Below are 20,710 nucleotides of genomic sequence, written 5' to 3'. Positions count from 1 at the left end.
CGTACCGCCCGATCACCGGGCGGTACGGGGCCGGGCCTCTTTGCGCCTAACGGGTGGCGGCGGCCGCGGGGGCGTACGTCCGCCGCAGGAACCGGCGCAGCGCGGCGATGTCGAACTGCACCACGGCGACGCCCTCGGGGGAGTGGAACTCGACGACCGCCTGGACGCGGCCGCAGGGCCAGATGCGTACGTCCCCGGTTCCGGTCGGGGCCTGGAGGCCCGCCTCCAGGAGGGCGCGGGGGAAGACCCACTCGTTGTCGGTGCCCTCGGGGGACAGGCCCGCCGGGAAGACGATCCGTACGGCCAGCGGCTCGGCGAGGGCGAAGCGCAGGGCGACCGGGATGGTCCGGTAGAGGGGATCGTCCGTGATCACACGGGCTCGGACCCGTTCCTCGACACCGGTGGCGGTGGCGGTGGCAGTGGCGGTCGCGGTGGCTGGTGGATTCCCGGCGGTGGCTGACATCGGCCAGACTCCTCGAAATCGGAACATTTGCGTCCGTTTGTCCCGTCCAGCCTCGCACATTCCCACGAAAACGCGCGGCTCCATTTGTGATGCACCCGCTCTTGCCAACGGTTTGCAACTGGGCACTATGGTTGAACAGCTAAAGACTGCGTAAGAAGCGGAGCCATTCCATGCATGTGCCCGACGGATTCATCAACGCACCCGTCTCGGTGGCCGCCGGAGTGGTCGCCGCAGCCGCGGTGGCCGTCAGCCTCCGCGGCGCCCGCCGCGAACTCGACGAACGGACCGCGCCGCTCGCCGGCCTCGTCGCCGCCTTCATCTTCGCCGTCCAGATGCTGAACTTCCCCGTCGCCGCCGGCACCAGCGGCCATCTCCTGGGCGGGGCGCTCGCCGCGATACTCGTCGGCCCCTACACAGGGGTGCTGTGCGTCTCCGTCGTCCTGCTCATGCAGGGCATCCTCTTCGCCGACGGCGGGCTGACCGCCCTCGGCGTCAACGTCACCGTCATGGGTGTCGTCACCGTCGTCGTCGCCTACGCGATCTTCCGCGGGCTGGTCGGCCTCCTGCCGCCCACCCGCCGCTCCGTGACCGCGGCCGCCTTCGCCGGCGCCCTCCTCTCGGTGCCCGCCGCGGCCGCCGCCTTCACCGCCGTCTACGCCGTCGGCGGCACCACCGACGTGCCCATCGGCAAGGTGCTCACGGCCATGGTCGGCGTGCACGTGCTCATCGGCATCGGCGAGGCCGCCATCACCGCCGCGACCGTGGGCGCCGTGATCGCCGTACGCCCCGACCTGGTGCACGGTGCCCGCGGCCTGACCGCGCCCCTGAAGCTGCGCGTCGACGGCGCGCTCGTCGACGCACCGGCCGCGGCCGCCGTGCCCGCCGCCGCGGGCGCCGGATCGACGAAGAAGGTGTGGGCGACCGGCCTGGTCACCGCCCTCGTGCTCGCCGGCTTCGTCTCCTTCTACGCCTCCGCCGACCCCGACGGCCTGGAGAAGGTCGCCGCGGACAAGGGCATCGACGAGAAGGTCGAGGAGCACGCCGCGGCGGACTCCCCGCTCGCCGACTACAGCGTCAAGGACGTCGACGACGCCCGCCTGTCCGGCGGCCTCGCCGGAGTCATCGGCGTCGGTGTGACCGTCGTCGCCGGCACCGGGATCTTCTGGTCCGTGCGCCGCCGCCGCACGCAGGACCTGACCGCCACCTCCGTCTCGGCGGGCTGACGTGGGGGCCGGCCACGCCCACAAGCTCTACCGCCACGGCCACTCGCCGGTCCACGGCCTGCCCCCGCACTGCAAGCTCGCCGCGACCCTCGCCTTCGTCGTGGTCGTCGTGTCCACACCGCGCGAGGCGGTGTGGGCCTTCGGCCTGTACGCCGTCCTCATCGCGGGGGTGGCCGCCGTCGCCCGGATCCCGGCCGGCTTCCTGCTGCGGCGGCTGCTGATCGAGGTCCCCTTCGTCGCGTTCGCCGTGCTCATGCCCTTCGTGGCCGAGGGCGAGCGGGTGGAGGTGCTCGGCATGTCGCTCAGCGTCTCCGGCCTGTGGGGTGCCTGGAACGTCCTCGCCAAGGGAACGCTCGGCGTGGCCGCGTCCGTCCTGCTCGCCTCGACGACCGAGCTGCGCGCCCTGCTGCTGGGCCTGCAGCGGCTGAAGCTGCCGCCCCTGCTCGTCCAGATCGCCTCCTTCATGATCCGCTACGGCGACGTGATCAGCGACGAGCTGCGCCGGATGTCCATCGCCCGCCGCTCGCGCGGCTTCGAAGCGAGCGGAATCCGGCACTGGGGGGTGCTGGCCAAGACCGCCGGCGCGCTGTTCATCCGCTCCTACGAACGCGGTGAGCGGGTCTACCTCGCGATGGTCAGCCGCGGTTACGCCGGCTCGATGCCGGTGATCGACGAGGTCGCGGCCACCCGTACCCAGTGGGCGTACGCGGCCGTGCTCCCGGTGACGGCACTCGCCGTCTGTCTGATGGGATGGACGCTGTGAACCTCTCCCCTTCGCTGGAAGTCTCCGGCCTCGCCTACGCCTACCCCGACGGACACCAGGCCCTCTTCGGGGTGGACCTGACCGTCGGGCAGGGCGAGCGGGTCGCCCTGCTCGGACCCAACGGCGCCGGCAAGACCACGCTGGTGCTGCACCTCAACGGCATCCTCGCCGGCGGGGTCGGCACCGTGGCCGTGGCCGGGCTGCCGGTGGAGAAGCGCAACCTCGCCGAGATCCGCCGCCGGGTCGGAATCGTCTTCCAGGACCCCGACGACCAGCTGTTCATGCCGACCGTGCGGGAGGACGTGGCCTTCGGCCCGGCCGCCGCCGGAATGCGCGGCGCAGAGCTGGAGGAGCGGGTCCGGGCGGCCCTGGACCAGGTCGGCATGGCGGAGTTCGCCGACCGGCCGCCGCACCACCTGTCCTTCGGGCAGCGCCGCCGCGTCGCGGTGGCGACCGTACTGGCCATGCGGCCCGAGATCCTGGTCCTGGACGAACCCTCGTCCAACCTGGACCCGGCCTCGCGCCGCGAGCTCGCGGACATCCTGCGCTCGCTCGACGTGACCGTGCTGATGGTGACGCACGACCTGCCGTACGCGCTGGAACTGTGCCCGCGCTCGGTGATCCTCAGCGAAGGGGTCATCGCGGCGGACGGCCGCACGCAGGAGCTCCTGTGCGACGAGGCGCTGATGCACGCCCACCGGCTGGAGCTCCCCTTCGGCTTCGACCCCCGCACGCCCCTGCTGACGCGCCGCTCGCGCTGACCGGCGCCGGGCCGGTCCCCCGAAGCGGGCCCGCGGCCCCGCTCCGGGGGACCCGGGAAGCAGGACCGTCCGGCGGGCGTTGCATCCTGACGTGGGCGCCGTCGGGGCGCCCAGGCAGGTGCTGGGAGTAGACGTGGATGTCCACGGGACGGTGGCGGAGGGCTTCGAGCCCGTCAGGGACGCGTTCGTACGCAACTTCGAGGTGCTCGGGGACCGGGGCGCGGCCGTGGCCGTGTACCGCGACGGCCGCAAGGTCGTCGACCTGTGGGGCGGCACCCGGGACGCCGAGGGCACGCAGCCGTGGGCCGAGGACACCGCACAGATCGTCCGCTCCGCCACCAAGGGAGTGGCCGCCGCCGTACCGCTGCTGCTGCACCAGCGCGGACTGCTGGACCTGGACGCGCCCGTGGGCTCGTACTGGCCGGAGTTCAAGGAGGGCGGCAAGGAGCGGATCCTGGTCCGCGACGTCCTCGCGCACCGTGCGGGCATACCGGCGCTGGACCGGGGGCTGACCGCCGCCGAGGCCGCCGACGGGGTGTCCGGGGCGCGCGCGGTGGCCGCGCAGCAGCCCTTCTGGGAGCCGGGCACCGAGCACGGCTACCACGCGCAGACCTACAGCTGGCTGCTGTCCGAGCTGGTGCTGCGGGCGACCGGCCGCACACTCGGCTGCGTCCTGGCGGAGGAGATCGCCGAGCCGCTGGGGCTGGAGTTCTGGATCGGCCTGCCGGAGAGCGAGGCCCACCGGGTGGGCCGGGTGGCCCCGGTCGAACCGCCCGAGAGCGCGGGCATGCTGCGGACCCGGCCGCGGCGAAACGTTTCCGAGGCCTACGCCGACCCGGACTCCCTCACCCGGCGCGCCTTCGCCGCCATCGACCCGCTGCCCGACGAGAACGACCCCGCCTACCGGACCGCCGAGCTCCCCGCCTCGAACGGCATCGGCACGGCCCGCGCCCTGGCCCGCTTCTACGGGGCCACGATCGGCGTGGTCGAGGACGGCGCCCGGATCTTCACCCCGGCCACCACCGCGCTCGCCGCCCGGGAGCACTCCGCCGGGCCGGACCGGGTACTGGTCGTCAACACCCGCTTCGGCGCCGGCTACATGCTGCACGGCCCGGCCTCGCCGCTGCTCTCGCCCGCCTCCTTCGGCCACCCCGGCCGCGGCGGATCCCTGGCCTTCGCCGACCCGGAGGCGGGCATCGGCTTCGGCTACGTCACCAACGCCCTGGCCAAGTCGGTCACCGCGGACCCCCGGGCGCAGGCCCTCGTCCGGGCCCTGCGGTCAGCCCTCTGACGGGCCATGGGGCCGCGTGGGCTCCGACGGCTGCTCGCGCACGTCGGCCACGGTGGCCCCGGCGTACCTGATGAGCTCGCCGGGAGCCATCGGGAACACCGTGTGCGGGGTCCCGGCCGCCGCCCAGACCGTGTCGTGGGCCAGCAGCGACCGGTCGGCCAGCACCCGCGTGCGCGTACGGTGCCCGAAGGGCGGCACCCCGCCGATGGCGTAGCCGGTGGTCTCCCGGACCACCGCCGCGTCCGCGCGGGTCACCCGGGCCACGCCCAGCTCGCGGCCGACCGCCGCGACGTCGACGCGGGAGGCCCCGTCCATCAGGACCAGGACGGGGACGCCGTCCGCCGCGAAGATCAGCGACTTGACGATCTGGCCGAGCTCGCAGCCGATCGCCGCCGCGGCCTCCGCGGCGGTCCGGGTGGCCTCCGGGAAGGCCCGTACCTCGGCGTCGATGCCGAGGGCGGTCAGTGCCTCGGCGAAACGGGGGTGCGCTGTGGTCGTCATGCCCGGACGCTAGCGCGTTCCGCCGCGCGGAGAGGTCGGTCGGCCCGCGTCCGTCAGCGGCGTCCGTCGGCCCGCGTCCGTCGGCCCGCGTCCGTCAGCCCGCGTTCAGCACCCGGGCGACGATCGGGCCCGCCGCCTCGCCGCCGTGCCCGCCGCCCTCGACCATCGCGGCAGCGGCCACGTCGCCGCTGAAGCCGGTGAACCAGCTGTCCGGACTGTCCCCGGCACCGCCGACCTCGGCCGAGCCGGTCTTCGCGCCCTTGTCCGAGCCGCCGACCGAGGCCATGGCCTCGCGCGCGGTGCCGCTGGTCGCCGTCAGCCTCATCATGCCGACGAGCTGCTGCTGCACCGAGGACTTCATCCTGCGCTTCGCCGTGGCGACCGTCCGGCCGTCGAGCTCCGGCGGGACCAGCAGCGGCTGGCGGAAGACGCCGGTGCGCGCGGTCGCGGTGATGGAGGCGACGTTCAGCGGATTCATGGTGATCCTGCCCTGGCCGATGTACCCGGCCGCTTCCTCCGCGCCGGTCGCCACCGGGACCTTGCCGTCGGAGGACGGGATCCCCGTCTTCCAGTCCAGGTCGATGCCGAAGACCTCCGTGGCCTCCTTCGACAGTGCGGCGTCGTCGCGCACGCCGTCGATCGGCTTGATGAAGGCGGTGTTGCAGGACTTGGCGAAGCTGGTCGCGAAGGTCGCGCCCGGAGCGTCGAAGTTCTTCAGGTTGTGGAAGGTGCGGCCGCCCCAGACCGCCTCCTTGGTGCACTCGGCCGGCTTGTCGGCCGCGACCAGCCCGCGGTCCAGCAGCATCGCCGCCGTCACGATCTTCATCGTGGAACCGGGCGCACGCTTGCCCCGCATCGCCGCGTTGAAGCCGTCCTTGCGGTTGTTCGCAACGGCCAGGACGTGCCCGTTGCTCGGCTGGACGGCCACGACCGAGGCCTCCGGGAACTTGATGACGGCCTGCTCGGCCGCCGCCTGCACCTTCGCGTCCAGGTACGTCTTGAGGGTGCTCGGCTCGCCCGCGACCAGGGTCAGCAGGGTCCGCTTGGGCGCCTCCTTGGCGGCCGGCTCGATCCACACCTCGGCCCCGGCCCTGCCGCCCGCCTTGCCGCCGTAGGTCTGGCGCAGCTCGTCGAGGACCTGGCGCAGCGAGGGGTACTTCTCCGCGGTCAGCTCCTCGCCGTTGCGGTCCACGGCCTTGACGGGCGGGCTCGCGGGGGCGCCCGCGCGCAGCTTCTCGTCCTTCTGGAGCTGCGGGTGGATCACCGAGGGCTGCCAGTCGACCAGCGGCTTCCCGCTGCTGCGCCCGCGTACCACGGTCAGCCGGGAGTCGTAGGCCAGCGGCTTGGTGGTGCCCTCGTAGGTGATCTCCGCCTCGACCCTGAAGGGCACGGTGGTGCCGTTCGGCGTACCGGGGGTGATGACGGCCTTGGACACGTACGCCTTGGTCCTGTACTCCCCTACGGCGGCCTGCGCGGCCGCGGCGTTGTTCGTCAGGTCGGCGGCCGCCCGCTCGTCCCCGGACGCCCATGCGGCCAGGAATGCCTTGGCGGTCCTGGCGGCGTCCTTCTCACTGACGGGCCCGCTGCCCTTCTCGGCCTGGACGGAGATCTCGCCGTCCGCGCCGTCGTCACCGCTGTCCCCGACCAGCGTGTACACCCCGTACCCGGCGCCGCCGAGCATCGCGAGAAACACCCCGCCGATGACGGCGCCCTTCGCTGCCCCGTTCACTTGTCCTCCCCCGTGGTCACGGCCCCCTGAACATGTTCAAAGAACCCTTGGGTCAGACCTTACGCTGCGGAGTCGGTCGGTGTGTCGTTGTTACCCGACCGGAACCTCCCGTCGGCCCTGGTGGCCGAAAAGCGCCGCAGGGCCGGCACCGGCGCGGCCCGAAAGTGCGTGCTCCGGCGCCGTGTTCTAGCGTCGGAAGGGCGAGGGTGACCGATGCGCCGAGCCGGTCGCCCCCCGGAGCGCCCGCTCCGCGCAGCCGCCCCCGCCCGCGGTCCTGCGCGTCGGCGGACCGCGTGCCCCACCGAGAGAGCAGGTGCATCCGCATGCGTCCGTCGGCTCGTATCCCCAGCATCCTGGCAGCCCTGGCCCTCGCCCTCGGCGGCACCGTCATCGCCGCCCCGTCCGTCCACGCGGACGTCAAGGCGTGCGAGCAGTACGTCGCCCAGCACGCCCCGAAGGCCACGGACGGCGCCGGGGAGGCGTGCTACCAGGGGTACATCGGCAACCTGACCAGCTGCAACGCCAGCCTGGTCGCGGTCGGCGCGAGCAAGGACGTCGCGGCCTCCGCCTGCGAGGCCTCCCGCTAGGGGCGACGGCAAAGGCCCCGACATCATTGCGTGCCGGGGCCTTCAAGATCTGACCGTCGTGCATCCTGCCGATCGGGTCCGTCCCGCACTTCTTGCCCGGTGAGTTGCGAGGCTGCCGTTCGGGTCCGTCAACTGGGCGCTTTTGCTCTTCCGGCGGAGCCCAGGGTTGACCGTGCGCCATCGCGAGCGGAGCCGACCGTGGACATACTGGAACTATTCACGGAGGCGCTCACCATGGATCCTCGCGTGTGGCGCAAGCGTCGCCGTCTCCTCGTGGCTGCCCTCTCAGTGGTATTGGTTCTGATCGGCCTGGCAGTAATGTGCGAGCCGATCATGCACCACGCGCCGCCACCAGGAACGGAAGGTGAGACGGGTGATGACAGCAAGCAGTGGGTGGGGCTGGCCATCGCGGCAGTGGGAGCGCTCGGTGCCATTTGGAGCGCCTATTCCTCGCACATGACGGCCCGGATGACGCAGCGGCAGGCAGCGTGGCGGGGAGACGCCACGCGTGGGTCCCATGATCGCGTACCGCCCCGCCGGCACGTTGTGCGGCGGCGGCCCCGTGGTCCGGAACCGCCTCGTCGCCATCCGCGTGATCACGGGCGATAGGGCTTGTGCCGACCGCCCACGCTGACAGTGGGTTGGCTGTCAGCGGTTGCCGGAAGATGCGTCTGCACTGATCGGAACGGTTGGCGATCCTGCCGACCGAGCTGTCACGAAGTCCCACACGTCAACGTCCGGAACCTTCGTCGCGCCGGAATGAAGAGCGGTTCCCGGTGCGTCGAGGAACCGTGCGTCATCAATCCAGTAGGAATTTCGCAGTCGTTGGTAGTCGAAGTCGCTGCCCTGCGGTACGCGGGTGACGGTCAGGAACTTGTGCCGCTCCAGCTCCTTTCGGCCCTCGGTCCACGAATTGTGTGAGATTCCGTACGATTCCCGGCGATCCTTTGTGACGTATCGCGGGGTGGCGTGCCCACCCTGAGACTCAAGGAGGGCGAAAAGCAGGGCGATTGCCGTGGCCGAAAGTGCCAGGATCCATCCATTGGTCCAGAACTGGATCGGGACTCCTACGTATCGCCCCATGAGGCTGGCGCGTTCGAACTCGCCACCCTTGCCGTCCATGGACAGGAGTTGGATGGCGCACGGCGCGTACCCACGGCGTGGGCCCAGCTCTATGAAGCCCTTCTCCGACAGCCATTTGATGTTGTTGGCAATGCGGCGCGGGCCGGACTCCTTGGGCAGGAGCAGGAGGCGGGACCATGCCTGAGGGGTCGGAGGTCGCTTGACGTCGAACGGCGCGGCAGTGGCCATCATGACGATGGACAGATACGTCTTGAGCCGCACCTCGCCGCCCCTGCCACCCTGGATCAGGCGGGCCAAGGGAGGCGGACCGTCAGCCTCGAACGAGCGGACGAAGCTCGGAGAGAAGGACACGTTGCCGGAGCGGGCCGCCTTGGCGGCCGCCTTCCGCAGCGACTCGATGGCGGCAACCTGATCGGGCGTCAGCAACGTTCTTGACCTTCTTGCAGGAGAAACCGGGGGTCCAGGAGTGCACGGGGGTACTCAGCAGTTCACGGTTGTCCCTCCCTTGCCTCCAGGGAGGGGGGCTGTCTTCAGTGCTGTGTCGCTCTGTCTACAGCGTGGGCTTCGACACTGTCCACCACAATAGTCTTGTGTCGCCTTCAGGAGTGTAATCACAGGCTTTTGACCTGCTGTTTTGCTTCTGTCACCGTCTAACTCCCGGCCCAGGGGTGGCCGGTGTGGATGGTGAGCCCAGTGCGAAGCGCTGGGGGAGGAGGGCTGGATGAGCATCAACACCGTGACCGGGCGGGGTGTCTGGCTGGCGATCGTCCTGCTGGCGAGTGCGTGCATGGCGATCGGTGTCGGCTTCGTGCTCTCCGTCATCGGAGTCGAGGCCAAACTGGTCCTCGGTGGGGCAGGAGCCACGTTCCTCGGGCTCGCGACCCTCGGCCTGGCGGCCTGTCGTTTCGTTGCCGAGAGTCCACAGGGTGGCCGGTCCGTCGAGTGAGTGACAGATGAATGTAGGCCCCGCTCCAGTGCGGGGCCTACGGCATTCCCCACTGCTTGCCTTCGTTGGATCGGGCTCGTTGCCCCGCCGCTGGACCGAGTGTCCAGCCGCATGCGGCCGCTCGTCTAGGCGTGCTCGATGACGACATTGGGAGCAAAAGCCTCGGTGCCGATGACGCGGGCGAACCCGTCCAGGACCAGCGTGCTCAGCTGGGGCAGTTCGATGAGAGGACTTACGTCCACCTCAGTACCCCTATGAATCGCGGCGATGGAGAGGGAGCGGACGCCTGGGAAGAGATCGACGAGGGGAGCCACGATGTTGGATGGTGTGCTGAGGGTCGCGTCGGTTATCTGCGAGAGCCACCCGATCCGTGGACGTTTAAGCGTTCCCAGGTCGACACCCCACAGATCCAGGAGGGTCAGACGCGGAGGCAGCGCGACTCTGCTGCGGCGAAGGAATCCCGGTCCTTGGAGGGACAGCCGAGTAAGGCCAGGCCAGCGGTCGAGCACGTTGAGGAAGCCGGTGTGGTCTACGTCGAGCCACTCAAGTTGCGGAAGGGCGGGTACGCGAGAGGGGGTGAGCTCATCGAGTCCCTGAAGCACCAGCGAGCGAAGGTCTGCCATCTGCTCCAAGGGCCCGAGGCTCCGCAGCATGCTGAGCTCGGTGAGCCTGAGCCTGTTAATCGTCGTGGTGGCAAGGCCCTTGAGGTCGCTGACCTGAACGCAATGGTTCAGCCGCAGCTCTTCGAGCTGCGGAAATAGAGTGGCCAGCTGACCAAGATCCGAGATGCAGTTGTTGTAAGAGAGTTCCAGCGACCTGAGCCGCTCCGGGTGGGGTAGCCGGCTGATCGCCTCTGCAGAGTGGTTCCCGCGCAGGGTGACGCGCGTTACCCGGAGAGGTCGGATTGCCTGAATCTGCCGATCCTCCGTGATCTGGATGTCCGGGAGTTCACCTGTCATGGGTACGAGTACCTGTGCCACGTACTCGTCCGGATCGAAGTCGGTCCACCCTGTGCACAGTCCCGCCCGAGCCCCAAAGTCTCGTATGCCGCTGAAGGATTTGAGGTACGCGAGGGCGCCGTCGCCGCTGATTTCCTTGGCGGTGCGGATCGAGTAGCGCGCCTGCTGATCGGGCGTATCGACAGCACTGGGCAGCAGGTCGAGCACGAGCGGCCCAATCCTGCCTAGTTCTATTGCATCTGTCCAGGTTTGTGGCGGCAAGAGGGATCCCGCATTCCTCTCGACCTTCTCGCGGGTGGCCGGGGGGAGCTCGGTTGCGTGCCGGAGGCAAGCCAGTGCCAGCAGGGCGAGCCGTTTGCGGTACTCCTCCTCATCCGAGCGGGCAAGGATGGCCTCGAGCAGCGCGACCCGCTCGTCTTCCCGGGCATGTGCGACCGCCATCCGTACGACGTCTTCCCACTGCGCGTCATGGGCATTTCGGGCAATGAGTAGGAGATCGTGCGCCTCAACGGCCGCTTTTGCACCCAGGAAGTCCTGGAATGTCCGGTGGACGAAGTCGATCGTGTCCGGCGTGGGCCTGCGCAGCAGGCCGCTCCGCGTCAGCAGATGGTTCAACAACTGCATCGCATCGCCTTGCTGGGCAACCCCGTGCATCGACATCAGAGCATCGGCCATGATGGCCAGTGCGGTGGCATGGGGCATCTCTGTCTGGCCGTTGCGGATCAGCCAGTATGCAAGCTTCTGGAGGAGCTGCACGCTCTCCTTCTCGCTGAGGGTGAAGCCTTCGGGAGCTACGACCTCGCGCTCGTGGTCCCGGCGATAGAGGAACATCGTCAGCGCTGCTTCGTACAACTCCACGCGGTCGTGTGGGAGCTGACCGCGGCGGTCCCGGTGCAGTGCGCATACCAGCGCGCACAGCAGCGGCGTAGTGGTCAACAGCGACAGGTCCCGCTTCGCGCGGACCTGCTCCTTGAGGTCGTTCTCGAGGCCGTCAAGATGGCTCTGCACTTCGGGATCGTCGGTGCTCGCCTTGGCTGCCGTGTGCCAGCGCGCGACGAAGACCGTTACGTCGGCGCGGCTCATTGGTCGGACCGTGAGCTCCCGGAAGCCCGACGCGGCCAGCCAGCCCTCCGATACAGCCGTAGGGCGCGTGGTGACCACGAACCGGGCACGTGCATATGCCGCGACCAGCTCTTGCAGCCAGGTGCTGGTCCGGTCGCGCATGAGTTCAGGCACTTCGTCCAGGCCGTCGACCAGCACGATCCCGCGTCCCGAGTCGAGAACCCGATCCGTCCACCCTGCGGGCTGGGCGCCGGCGAGGGGGCAGCCCACGGCTGACAGGAACTCTTGCGGGGTGGGCAGTCCTTCGCTGCGACGCGCAAATGTGCGCAGCGGCAGGACGAACGCAACGGGGGGCTGGTCGGGGCCATCGTTGGGCCCCAACGGGTCGCCGTCCGCTGCTGCACAGGCGATCCACTGGAGCAGGGTGGTCTTGCCGCTGCCGGCCAGGCCCCTGATGAGCAAGCGGTTGTTCCGGCGTAGGGCATGCTCGGCCCGTTCCACCCGCTGCCCCTCGGTGTCCGAATCCGCCAGCTCCAGGCTCAAGTAGGCAGCGTCCAGGGGCCAGCTGGAGGCAGCCGGCCCACGCAGGTCCAAGCCGACAACCGTCAGCTGGCCATGGCGAGTTTTGAGGTAGTCGCGGTAGCGGGTCTCGAAGACCGCGTCGTCCTCCGGAACGGGCCCGACGGGCCTGGCGGACTTGACGGTTGAGCCCCGTGCCGAGTTGGGGCTACGTGGTCCAGGGCACGCCCTGCGGTGAGCGAGCAGTGTTTCCAGGTTCAGCCGCAGGACGGGAGCCAGCGCGGCGAGGGTCTCCTCGCTCGGCGGGGTGGAGGAATTGAAAGCCTGGCTGACGGTGGTGCGACTCAGTCCCGAACGGGTGACCACCGCCGTCATGCTCAGCTTCTGACTCAGCCGAGCGAGCCGCAGGACCTGGTGCAGCATCGCCAGCGGGTCGGTCTCGCTCATCGGCACTTCGCCCCCCGGGTGTTCAGGAGTGTTCATTCTGGACCAGGCCACGCATCACCGAACATCGAAACCTCGAAGGTCATGGCAGCGAGGCGCCACCACTGGATGTGCGCCCACCACATGGAAATGGAGCACCGTGATGACCTTCGGCACCCACGACGCCCTGCTCGGCATGGCCGTCCTCATCGCACTCTTTATTGCCCTGCTGTGTGCGGTGGTGGCCGGCGTACTGGCCAGGGCCGACGGCGCCACGATCCCCGGGGCTGTCTCCCGCGCCGGCGTGGCCTTCGCCGCGACGATGGGGGTGGCAACGGGACTGCTGGCACTCTTTGGGCGGTGAGGCGGGGCACGGTCGGATCACCTCCCGAACCAGCAGTGACACGGTTCGGCGTCGTGCATCTGGGCCGTCTGTGGTCCGTTGAGAGAGGACCTCCGACGGCACGCAACGACCCATGACAACCACGAGGGCCCCGACGCCGTCCGGCATCGGGGCCCTCGTTTGCGCTGCTAGACCCAGGTGTCCAGCCACATGCGGCCGCGCCAGGAGTCCATGGGGAGGGTCTGGCCCGTGTAGATGGGCCAGAAGTAGATGAAGTTCCACGCGATCAGCAGGACCAGCACACCCGCCCCGATCGCGCCCAGCGCCCGCCGGCGCTCGGAGGAGCCGGCCGGGCCCAGCAGGGCGCCGATCATCATCGCCACCGCCAGGCACAGGTACGGGACGAAGACCACCGCGTAGAAGTAGAAGATCGTCCGCTCCTGGTAGTTGAACCAGGGCAGCAGACCCGCCGCCAGCGCGCACGCGATCGCACCCGCCCGCCAGTCGCGGCGGAAGAACCACCGCCACAGCACGTACAGCAGGGCGAAGCAGCCCGCCCACCACAGCAGCGGGGTGCCGAGGGCCAGCACCTCGCGGGCGCACTTGCCCGCCGCCGTCGCCGGGCAGCCGTCGGTGCCGGGTTCGGGGGACTCGTAGAAGTACGAGACGGGCCGGCCCAGGACCAGCCAGCTCCACGGGTTGGACTCGTAGGTGTGCCCCGAGGTCAGACCGACGTGGAACCTGTAGACCTCGGTCTCGTAGTGCCACAGGCTGCGCAGCCACTCCGGCAGGAACCCCAGCGAACTGCCCTGGTCGTACTTGGCCGCCCAGTCGCGCAGATAGCCGCCCTTGCCGTTGTCCGGGCTGAGGATCCAGCCCGACCACGAGGCCACGTACGTCGCCACCGCGACCGGCACGGTGGAGACGAACGCGGGCAGCGCGTCCCGGCGCAGCATCGAGGCGTACGGGGCACCCGCGCCCGCGGTGCGGCGCGCGGCGGCGTCCCACAGGACGGTGAGGACGCCGAAGAAGGCGAGGACGACGAAGCCGTTCCACTTCGTGCCCGCGGCCAGACCCAGGCAGACGCCGGCCAGGATCCGGTACGGCCGCCAGCCCAGCCGCAGTGTCTCGGCGATCTTCGCGTCCGGCCGGGCGCGGCCCTCCGGATCGACCGGCAGCGCGTCCGCGAGCCGGGCCCGGGCCCGGTCGCGGTCGATGAGCAGGGCCCCGAAGGCGGCGAGCACGAAGAACATCAGCACCAGGTCCAGCAGCGCGGTGCGGCTCATCACCAGATGCAGGCCGTCCACCGCCAGCAGCGCACCCGCCAGGCAGCCGAGGAACGTCGAGCGGAAGAGGCGGCGCCCGATCCGGCACAGCATCAGCACCGACAGGGTGCCGAGCACGGCGGTCATGAACCGCCAGCCGAAGGGGGTGAAGCCGAACATCCACTCGCCGAGCCCGATCACCCATTTGCCGACGGGCGGGTGCACGACGTACCCCGGATCCGTGGGGAGGGCGACCCCGGCCGGGTTGGCGAGGATCGACTTGTCGATGTCCTTGGGCCAGCTCGCCTCGTACCCCTGGCGGATCGTCGCCCAGGCGTCCTTGGCGTAGTACGTCTCGTCGAATATCACCGCCTTCGGGCTGCCCAGGTGCACGAACCGCAGCACCCCGGCGACCACCGCCACCAGCAGCGGCCCCACCCAGGAAACGATCCGCTGCCAGGTCCCCCACACCTCGGGCGGCAGCCCGAAGGTCATCCACAGCTGCCGGGACGGCTTGGTGTACGGGGGCACCAGGCGGGTGCGGACGTCGGCGCGCGCGGAACCCGCGGCGGGCGGCACGTAGCCGAAGCCGCGCAGCCGGCGCAGCCAGGTGGGCGGATCGTCTTCGCGTTCCGCCCAGGAGGCGGGCGGGGCCCCCGCGGGGCTGGGCGGCGGCGTCGCGGTACTGGTCACCGGCACATCGTAGGGAAGAGATCTGTGTGCGCCACCAGTGGCGGGGGGCGGCGGGGCACGGGGCTGAGAGGATGGGCGGGTGACAACTGACCAGCCCCGCGGTACCCAGCCCACCACGACCCCCGCCGCGGCCGAAGGCCTGATGGGCACGCTCGTGCTCGCCGGCACTCCCATCGGCGACCTCGCCGACGCCCCGCCGCGCCTCGCGGCCGAGCTGGAGCGGGCCGATGTGATCGCCGCCGAGGACACCCGGCGGCTGCGCCGGCTGACCCAGGGCCTCGGCGTGCACACCACCGGGCGCGTCCTGTCGTACTTCGAGGGCAACGAGTCGGCGCGCACCCCGGAGCTGGTCGAGGCCCTGACCGGCGGGGCGCGCGTCCTGCTGGTCACGGACGCGGGCATGCCCTCGGTCTCCGACCCCGGCTACCGGCTGGTCGCCGCCGCCGTGGAGAAGGACATCAAGGTCACCGCCGTCCCCGGGCCGTCCGCGGTGCTCACCGCGCTCGCCATGTCCGGGCTGCCCGTGGACCGGTTCTGCTTCGAGGGGTTCCTGCCGCGCAAGGCGGGGGAGCGCCTCAGCCGGCTGCGTGAGGTCGAGGGCGAGCGGCGCACGCTCGTCTACTTCGAGGCCCCGCACCGGCTCGACGACACCCTGGCCGCGATGGCCGAGGTCTTCGGCGCCGACCGGCGGGCCGCGGTCTGCCGCGAACTGACGAAGACCTACGAGGAGGTCAAGCGCGGCGGGCTCGGCGAGCTCGCGGCCTGGGCCGCCGAAGGGGTGCGCGGGGAGATCACCGTCGTGGTCGAGGGCGCCCCGGCGGCCGCGCCCGGCGACGTGGACGACGAGGAGCTGGTGCGCCGGGTGCGGGTGCGCGAGGAGGCGGGGGAGCGGCGCAAGGAGGCCATCGCGGCCGTGGCGGCCGAGGCCGGCGTACCCAAGCGCGAGGTGTTCGACGCCGTGGTCGCGGCAAAGAACGCGGCACAAAAGGTGCCGTAGGCAGGTAAAGAGCTAGCCTGAAAGGCAAAGCTCAGACCGCGCACCGGGCGCTTTGGGAATGAGTCGCCCAAAGACCGTCCAACAGTAGACAGGGCCTGATGCGCTCCCGCCCGTTGAGGCGTCCACTGGCAATGGCACCAGTGGAACAAGAGGAGCTGGCATGAGTGAGATAGCAGACACCCCGGTACCCGCCCCCGCCGCTGTCACCTCCCCCGACGTGCACACCGTGCACGAGGCGTACTCCTTCGCGTGCATGAAGTGCGGGTACGGCTGGGAGCAGGGGTACGCGATCGAGCACCACGTCGACGGCAAGGGGGAGCCGTTCATCATGTACACCGTGGGCGGCGAGCGGGTGCCCTCTCCGCTGTCCAACCCGACCTGCCTGAACTGCGGCGGACACGTCGTACGGATCATGCGGGCCGGGCAGGTCTCCTCGGTCCTGGGCATGATCGACCACCTCTACCACCACCAGATCGCCCCGGGGATCGCCGGACCGGTGCCCGCCGGCGCGAACGTCCCCCGGACCCCGAAACCGCGCAGGGCGCCCCGCACGCACGACGCCCCCGGTCCCGTCGCCGTGGACCGGCCCGAGGAGCGCCGGGGCCTGCTCGCCCGTCTGATGGGGTTCTTCCGCCGGTCATAAGATCGGCTGTATGAGCCCTTCCTCCTCCAAGGACGCACCGCCGCCGCTGCCCGAGCCCCTCCGGGTGGCGGTGGCGGACTCGCACACCCACCTCGACATGCAGTCGGGCACCGTCGAGGAGGGCCTCGCGAAGGCCGCCTCGGTGGGCGTGACCACCGTCGTCCAGGTGGGCTGCGACGTGAAGGGCTCCCGGTGGGCCGCCGAGACCGCGGCCGCGTACGCGAACGTCCACGCGGCCGTCGCCCTTCACCCGAACGAAGCCCCGCGGATCGTGCACGGCGATCCGGACGGCTGGTCGCGCCAGGGTGCCCGGACCGGCGGCGGGGAGGGCGCGCTCGACGAGGCGCTCGCCGAGATCGAGGCGCTGGCCGCGCTCGGCCACGTCAAGGCGGTCGGCGAGACCGGCCTCGACCACTTCCGCACCGGCCCGGAGGGCATGGCCGCGCAGGAGCGCTCCTTCCGCGCGCACATCGAGATCGCCAAGCGGCAGGGCAAGGCCCTCGTCATCCACGACCGCGACGCCCACGCGGACGTGCTGCGCGTCCTGCGCGAGGAGGGTGCCCCGGAACGCACCGTCTTCCACTGCTACTCCGGGGACGCCGACATGGCCCGCGAGTGCGCCGCCGCCGGGTACTACATGTCCTTCGCCGGCACCGTCACCTTCAAGAACGCGGGCCCGCTGCGCGAGGCCCTGGCCGTGGCCCCGCTGGAGCTGGTGCTCGTCGAGACGGACGCGCCCTACCTGACCCCGGCGCCCTACCGCGGACGGCCCAACGCCCCGTACCTCATTCCGCTGACGGTCCGGGCGATGGCCGCGGTCCGCGGCATCGACGAGGACGCGATGGCCACCGCGCTGGCGGCCAACACGGCCCGCGCCTTCGACTACTGATCCGGCGCCCGCTTCGACACGCTGGGTAGCCGTCCGGCTTTGGAGCGTGACGGCTCCTCCGCTAGGGTGCCGTGCCCGCACCCGGAGGGTGCCGGATCACCAGTGGAGCGAGCGTCGTGAGCGATACGCAGGGCAGTCACCGCCGTGGCGGTCCCGTCCCCGAGGCGTACGAGGCCCGGCCCTTGGCCTGGCCGGCCGGCGCGGGCGATCCCGGGCCCGCCGCCCGGGACCCGGAATCCGCCGCCTGGGACCCGGACCCGGAACCCGCCGCGTGGGACCCGGAGCCCGCCCGGGAGCCGGAGCCCGGGGTACCGGCCCCGCGCGGCGGGCGCCGCCGCCGGGGCGGCATGTCGCCCGTCGAGCTGTCCGAGGCCGACACCCTGGCCGCGGCGCCCGTGGCGCCCGGGTCCGGCCGCCGCCGGGCCGCGCCCCCGGCCGGTCCCTCAGCCGCCCCGGCCGCCCCGATCGCCCCGATCGCCCCCACGGTGCCGGGGCCGGGCGCCGGGCCCGGCCGCCGGCGCGCCAAGGGCCGCGGCGCCCCCGCCCCGAACCCCGCCGGGAACTGGCGGCGGATCGTCCCGCAGGCCCTCGTCGTCGCCTTCCTCGCGGGCGGCACCACGGCGTTCGTGGCCGCCGACAAGGCGGTACGGCTCACCGTGGACGGAGTCCCCCGCGACCTCCACACCTTCGCCGACGACATCGGCGAGCTGCTCGCCGCCGAAGGCCTCGGCGTCGGCCCCCACGACCTCGTCGCCCCCGCCCCCGGTGAACCCCTCGACGACGGCGAGGAGGTCGTCGTCCGCTACGGCCGCCCCCTGCGCCTGACCCTCGACGGACAGCAGCGCCAGGTGTGGACCACCGCCCGCACCGTCGAGGGCGCGCTGCGCCAGTTCGGCATCCGCGCCGAGGGCGCCTACCTCTCCGCCCCCCGCACCGCCCCGGTCCCGCGCGCCGGGCTGACCCTCGGCGTCCGCACCGAGCGCAGCGTCACCTTCATGGCCGACGGCCGCGAACGCACCATCCGCACCAACGCCGCCACCGTCCAGGAGGCCCTCGACCAGGCCGGCATCACCCTCCAGGGCCAGGACACCACCTCCGTGCCCCCCACCGACTTCCCGCGCGACGGCCAGACCGTCACCGTGCTCCGCATCACCGGCACCCGCGAGGTCCGCGAGGAGCGCATCCCCTACGACACCGAGAAGGTCAAGGACCCCGCCCTCTTCGCCGGCACCGAGGTCGTCGAGCGCGCCGGCCGCCCCGGGGCGCGCAGGGTCACGTACAGCCTGCGCACCGTCAACGGGGTCCGGCAGAAGCCCCGGCCCATCGCCGACGAGACCGTCCGCGAACCCGTCACCCAGCTCGTCAAGGTCGGCACCAAACCCCTGCCGAGCTCCGTCAGCGGCGCCGACGGCCTCAACTGGGCGGCCCTCGCCCGGTGCGAGTCCGGCGGACGCGCCTCCGCCACCGACGCCTCGGGGACCTACGGCGGGCTGTACCAGTTCGACGTCCGCACCTGGCAGGGCCTCGGCGGAAGCGGCCGCCCGCAGGACGCGTCGGGCGCGGAACAGACGTACCGGGCGAAGAAGCTCTACGTGCAGCGGGGGGCGAGTCCGTGGCCGCACTGCGGCCGTACGCTTTACCGGTGAGCACCGCAGAGCAGCAGCCCGAGAACACCTCCCCCAGCACCCCCGACGCCCTCCTCGGCCCGGCCGACATCAGGGAGCTGGCCGCCGCCCTCGGCGTACGCCCGACGAAGCAGAAGGGGCAGAACTTCGTCATCGACGCCAACACGGTGCGCCGGATCGTGCGCACCGCCGAGGTCCGCCCGGACGACGTGGTCGTCGAGGTCGGCCCGGGACTGGGCTCGCTGACGCTCGCGCTGCTGGAGGCCGCGGACCGGGTCGTCGCCGTCGAGATCGACGACATCCTGGCCGCCGCGCTGCCCGCCACCATCGAGGCCCGGATGCCCGCGAAGAAGGACCGCTTCGCGCTGGTCCACTCGGACGCGATGCTCGTGACCGAACTGCCCGGCCCGCCGCCGACCGCGCTCGTCGCGAACCTGCCGTACAACGTGGCCGTGCCCGTCCTGCTGACCATGCTCGACCGCTTCCCGACCATCGAGCGGACCCTGGTGATGGTGCAGGCGGAGGTCGCCGACCGGCTGGCCGCCGAGCCCGGCAACAAGGTCTACGGGGTGCCCTCGGTCAAGGCCAACTGGTACGCGCACGTCAAGCGCGCCGGCGCCATCGGCCGCAAGGTCTTCTGGCCCGCCCCGAACGTCGACTCCGGTCTCGTCTCGCTCGTGCGCCGCACCGAGCCGATCAAGACCACCGCCTCCAAGGCCGAGGTCTTCGCGGTCGTGGACGCCGCCTTCGCGCAGCGCCGCAAGACGCTGCGCGCCGCACTGGCCGGCTGGGCCGGATCGGCGGCGGGCGCCGAGGCCGCGCTGGTCGCCGCCGGTGTCTCGCCGCAGGCCCGCGGGGAGTCCCTGACGGTCGAGGAGTTCGCGGCGATCGCCGAGCACAAGCCGGCGGCGGAGAGGCCCGCACTGTGAGCGCGCGCACGACGGCAGTGACCGTACGGGTCCCCGCGAAGGTCAACGTGCAGCTGGCGGTGGGCGCGGCCCGCCCCGACGGCTTCCACGACCTGGCCAACGTCTTCCTCGCCGTCTCCCTGTACGACGAGGTCACGGCCACCCCGGCCGATGCCCTGACCATCACCTGCGAGGGTCCGGACGCGGACCAGGTGCCGCTGGACCGCACCAACCTCGCCGCGCGCGCCGCCGAGATCCTCGCCGCCCGGGCCGGGATCGAGCCCGCCGTCCACCTCCACATCGCGAAGAACATCCCGGTGGCGGGCGGCATGGCGGGCGGCAGCGCGGACGGCGCCGCGGCCCTGCTGGCCTGCGACACCCTGTGGGGTCTGAACACCCCGCGCGCCGAACTCCTCGACATCTGCGCGGAGCTCGGCAGCGACGTCCCCTTCAGCCTGGTCGGCGGGGCCGCGCTCGGCACCGGCCGCGGCGAGCTGCTGACCCCGGTCGGGGCGGGGACGTTCCACTGGGTCTTCGCGGTGGCCGACGGCGGCCTGTCCACCCCGGCGGTGTTCCGCGAGTTCGACCGCCTCGCCGAGGGCCGGCGGATCCCGGAGCCCGAGGCATCCCCGGAGCTCCTGGCGGCCCTCGCCTCGGGCGACGCGGACGCGCTGGCCGCGGCGCTGGCCAACGACCTCCAGCCGGCGGCGCTCTCGCTGCGGCCCTCCCTGGCCGCGACGCTGGCCGCGGGCGTGGAAGCCGGTGCGCTCGCCGCGCTGGTCTCGGGATCGGGCCCGACGACGGCGTTCCTGTGCCGGGATGCGGAGTCCGCGGAGAAGGTGGCGGCGGCCCTGTCCGCGTCGGGCACCTGCCGGGCCACGCGGATCGCCTCCAGCCCTGCCCCGGGCGCCACGGTCCTGCCCTTCGGCCCCGCCGTCGTTTGAGGCGCGGGGTCCGGCGCGGAGCCCCGGGGGACGGCCCGAGCCGGTTCTCCTTCCTGCGGGCCGGTTGCCGGGGGCGCTGCCCCCGGACCCCCG

19 protein-coding genes are annotated in these 20,710 nt (G+C 71.7%); 13 read left to right on the top strand and 6 right to left on the bottom strand.

What is annotated here, in order from left to right:
- Window positions 1–46: 46 nt before the first annotated feature.
- Window positions 47–463, bottom strand: coding sequence for an SsgA family sporulation/cell division regulator (locus tag ACWGE1_RS30260; protein ID WP_453423644.1), 417 nt, complete (start codon window positions 461–463; stop codon window positions 47–49).
- 170 nt (window positions 464–633) lie between these two features.
- Between ACWGE1_RS30260 and ACWGE1_RS30255 the strand changes: the two genes are divergently transcribed.
- From ACWGE1_RS30255 to ACWGE1_RS30240, 4 genes are all read left to right on the top strand, one after another.
- On the top strand, window positions 634–1,686 hold the full coding sequence (locus tag ACWGE1_RS30255; RefSeq protein ID WP_453423643.1) for an energy-coupling factor ABC transporter permease: 1,053 nt from the start codon (window positions 634–636) through the stop codon (window positions 1,684–1,686).
- 1 nt (window position 1,687) lies between these two features.
- Window positions 1,688–2,449: a cobalt ECF transporter T component CbiQ gene (gene cbiQ / locus ACWGE1_RS30250; protein WP_453423642.1), complete on the top strand. Its 762-nt coding sequence runs from the start codon at window positions 1,688–1,690 to the stop codon at window positions 2,447–2,449.
- Window positions 2,437–3,210 (top strand): energy-coupling factor ABC transporter ATP-binding protein, encoded by a 774-nt coding sequence (locus ACWGE1_RS30245; RefSeq protein WP_453423641.1) that lies wholly within the window; start codon window positions 2,437–2,439, stop codon window positions 3,208–3,210. Before cbiQ ends, ACWGE1_RS30245 begins: the two co-directional genes overlap by 13 nt.
- 133 nt (window positions 3,211–3,343) lie before the next feature.
- Entirely contained in the window at window positions 3,344–4,501 is a 1,158-nt protein-coding gene (locus tag ACWGE1_RS30240) for a serine hydrolase domain-containing protein (protein ID WP_453423640.1), read from the top strand.
- Here the strand turns inward: ACWGE1_RS30240 and ACWGE1_RS30235 are convergent.
- Window positions 4,490–5,002, bottom strand: a complete 513-nt coding sequence (locus ACWGE1_RS30235) for a YbaK/EbsC family protein (protein WP_453423639.1) — start codon at window positions 5,000–5,002, stop codon at window positions 4,490–4,492. The two genes, ACWGE1_RS30240 and ACWGE1_RS30235, sit on opposite strands and share 12 nt — an antisense overlap.
- Before the next feature lie 94 nt (window positions 5,003–5,096).
- Window positions 5,097–6,731 carry a penicillin-binding transpeptidase domain-containing protein gene (locus ACWGE1_RS30230; protein ID WP_453423638.1) on the bottom strand — a complete coding sequence of 545 codons (1,635 nt, stop codon included), beginning with the start codon at window positions 6,729–6,731 and terminating at the stop codon, window positions 5,097–5,099.
- Window positions 6,732–7,054: 323 nt separating this feature from the next.
- Here ACWGE1_RS30230 and ACWGE1_RS30225 point away from each other — a divergent pair, with 323 nt between their 5' ends.
- Window positions 7,055–7,318 (top strand): hypothetical protein, encoded by a 264-nt coding sequence (locus tag ACWGE1_RS30225; protein WP_453423637.1) that lies wholly within the window; start codon window positions 7,055–7,057, stop codon window positions 7,316–7,318.
- A 648-nt stretch (window positions 7,319–7,966) separates the two neighbouring features.
- Here ACWGE1_RS30225 and ACWGE1_RS30220 read toward each other — a convergent pair.
- Window positions 7,967–8,827, bottom strand: coding sequence for a hypothetical protein (locus ACWGE1_RS30220; protein ID WP_453423636.1), 861 nt, complete (start codon window positions 8,825–8,827; stop codon window positions 7,967–7,969).
- Window positions 8,828–9,122: 295 nt separating this feature from the next.
- Here ACWGE1_RS30220 and ACWGE1_RS30215 point away from each other — a divergent pair, with 295 nt between their 5' ends.
- Entirely contained in the window at window positions 9,123–9,347 is a 225-nt protein-coding gene (locus ACWGE1_RS30215; protein ID WP_453423635.1) for a hypothetical protein, read from the top strand.
- Between the two features lie 125 nt (window positions 9,348–9,472).
- On the opposite strand, the gene ACWGE1_RS30210 is transcribed toward ACWGE1_RS30215, so the two are convergent.
- Window positions 9,473–12,334, bottom strand: coding sequence for an NACHT domain-containing protein (locus ACWGE1_RS30210; RefSeq protein ID WP_453423634.1), 2,862 nt, complete (start codon window positions 12,332–12,334; stop codon window positions 9,473–9,475).
- Between the two features lie 139 nt (window positions 12,335–12,473).
- On the opposite strand from ACWGE1_RS30210, the gene ACWGE1_RS30205 reads away from it, so the two are divergent.
- Window positions 12,474–12,674 (top strand): hypothetical protein, encoded by a 201-nt coding sequence (locus ACWGE1_RS30205; protein WP_453423633.1) that lies wholly within the window; start codon window positions 12,474–12,476, stop codon window positions 12,672–12,674.
- Window positions 12,675–12,841: 167 nt separating this feature from the next.
- On the opposite strand, the gene ACWGE1_RS30200 is transcribed toward ACWGE1_RS30205, so the two are convergent.
- Window positions 12,842–14,611, bottom strand: a complete 1,770-nt coding sequence (locus ACWGE1_RS30200) for a dolichyl-phosphate-mannose--protein mannosyltransferase (RefSeq protein ID WP_453423632.1) — start codon at window positions 14,609–14,611, stop codon at window positions 12,842–12,844.
- Window positions 14,612–14,750: 139 nt separating this feature from the next.
- On the opposite strand from ACWGE1_RS30200, the gene rsmI reads away from it, so the two are divergent.
- From rsmI to ACWGE1_RS30170, 6 genes are all read left to right on the top strand, one after another.
- Window positions 14,751–15,608 carry a 16S rRNA (cytidine(1402)-2'-O)-methyltransferase gene (gene rsmI / locus ACWGE1_RS30195; RefSeq protein ID WP_453423646.1) on the top strand — a complete coding sequence of 286 codons (858 nt, stop codon included), beginning with the start codon at window positions 14,751–14,753 and terminating at the stop codon, window positions 15,606–15,608.
- Between the two features lie 160 nt (window positions 15,609–15,768).
- Window positions 15,769–16,251 (top strand): hypothetical protein, encoded by a 483-nt coding sequence (locus ACWGE1_RS30190; RefSeq protein WP_453423631.1) that lies wholly within the window; start codon window positions 15,769–15,771, stop codon window positions 16,249–16,251.
- 10 nt (window positions 16,252–16,261) lie between these two features.
- Window positions 16,262–17,140 carry a TatD family hydrolase gene (locus ACWGE1_RS30185; RefSeq protein ID WP_453423630.1) on the top strand — a complete coding sequence of 293 codons (879 nt, stop codon included), beginning with the start codon at window positions 16,262–16,264 and terminating at the stop codon, window positions 17,138–17,140.
- 347 nt (window positions 17,141–17,487) lie between these two features.
- Window positions 17,488–18,786 carry a ubiquitin-like domain-containing protein gene (locus ACWGE1_RS30180; RefSeq protein WP_453423645.1) on the top strand — a complete coding sequence of 433 codons (1,299 nt, stop codon included), beginning with the start codon at window positions 17,488–17,490 and terminating at the stop codon, window positions 18,784–18,786.
- On the top strand, window positions 18,783–19,694 hold the full coding sequence (rsmA, locus tag ACWGE1_RS30175; protein WP_453423629.1) for a 16S rRNA (adenine(1518)-N(6)/adenine(1519)-N(6))-dimethyltransferase RsmA: 912 nt from the start codon (window positions 18,783–18,785) through the stop codon (window positions 19,692–19,694). Before ACWGE1_RS30180 ends, rsmA begins: the two co-directional genes overlap by 4 nt.
- Window positions 19,691–20,617, top strand: a complete 927-nt coding sequence (locus tag ACWGE1_RS30170; RefSeq protein ID WP_453423628.1) for a 4-(cytidine 5'-diphospho)-2-C-methyl-D-erythritol kinase — start codon at window positions 19,691–19,693, stop codon at window positions 20,615–20,617. The genes rsmA and ACWGE1_RS30170 overlap by 4 nt, the downstream gene beginning before the upstream one ends.
- Window positions 20,618–20,710 lie beyond the last annotated feature (93 nt).

Source organism: Streptomyces sp. NPDC054932, assembly GCF_053610205.1.
Note: the sequence above shows the minus strand (reverse complement) of the source record. Positions and strands in the feature narration are given on the sequence as shown.

Bases quoted from the DNA above. Each gene is read 5' to 3' on its own strand.
- ACWGE1_RS30260 (WP_453423644.1), bottom strand. From the start codon at position 463: ATGTCAGCCACCGCCGGGAATCCACCAGCCACCGCGACCGCCACTGCC.
- ACWGE1_RS30255 (WP_453423643.1), top strand. From the start codon at position 634: ATGCATGTGCCCGACGGATTCATCAACGCACCCGTCTCGGTGGCCGCC.
- ACWGE1_RS30245 (WP_453423641.1), top strand. From the start codon at position 2,437: ATGGACGCTGTGAACCTCTCCCCTTCGCTGGAAGTCTCCGGCCTCGCC.
- ACWGE1_RS30235 (WP_453423639.1), bottom strand. From the start codon at position 5,002: ATGACGACCACAGCGCACCCCCGTTTCGCCGAGGCACTGACCGCCCTC.
- ACWGE1_RS30225 (WP_453423637.1), top strand. From the start codon at position 7,055: ATGCGTCCGTCGGCTCGTATCCCCAGCATCCTGGCAGCCCTGGCCCTC.
- ACWGE1_RS30215 (WP_453423635.1), top strand. From the start codon at position 9,123: ATGAGCATCAACACCGTGACCGGGCGGGGTGTCTGGCTGGCGATCGTC.
- ACWGE1_RS30210 (WP_453423634.1), bottom strand. From the start codon at position 12,334: ATGAGCGAGACCGACCCGCTGGCGATGCTGCACCAGGTCCTGCGGCTC.
- ACWGE1_RS30205 (WP_453423633.1), top strand. From the start codon at position 12,474: ATGACCTTCGGCACCCACGACGCCCTGCTCGGCATGGCCGTCCTCATC.
- ACWGE1_RS30190 (WP_453423631.1), top strand. From the start codon at position 15,769: ATGAGTGAGATAGCAGACACCCCGGTACCCGCCCCCGCCGCTGTCACC.
- ACWGE1_RS30185 (WP_453423630.1), top strand. From the start codon at position 16,262: ATGAGCCCTTCCTCCTCCAAGGACGCACCGCCGCCGCTGCCCGAGCCC.
- ACWGE1_RS30180 (WP_453423645.1), top strand. From the start codon at position 17,488: ATGTCGCCCGTCGAGCTGTCCGAGGCCGACACCCTGGCCGCGGCGCCC.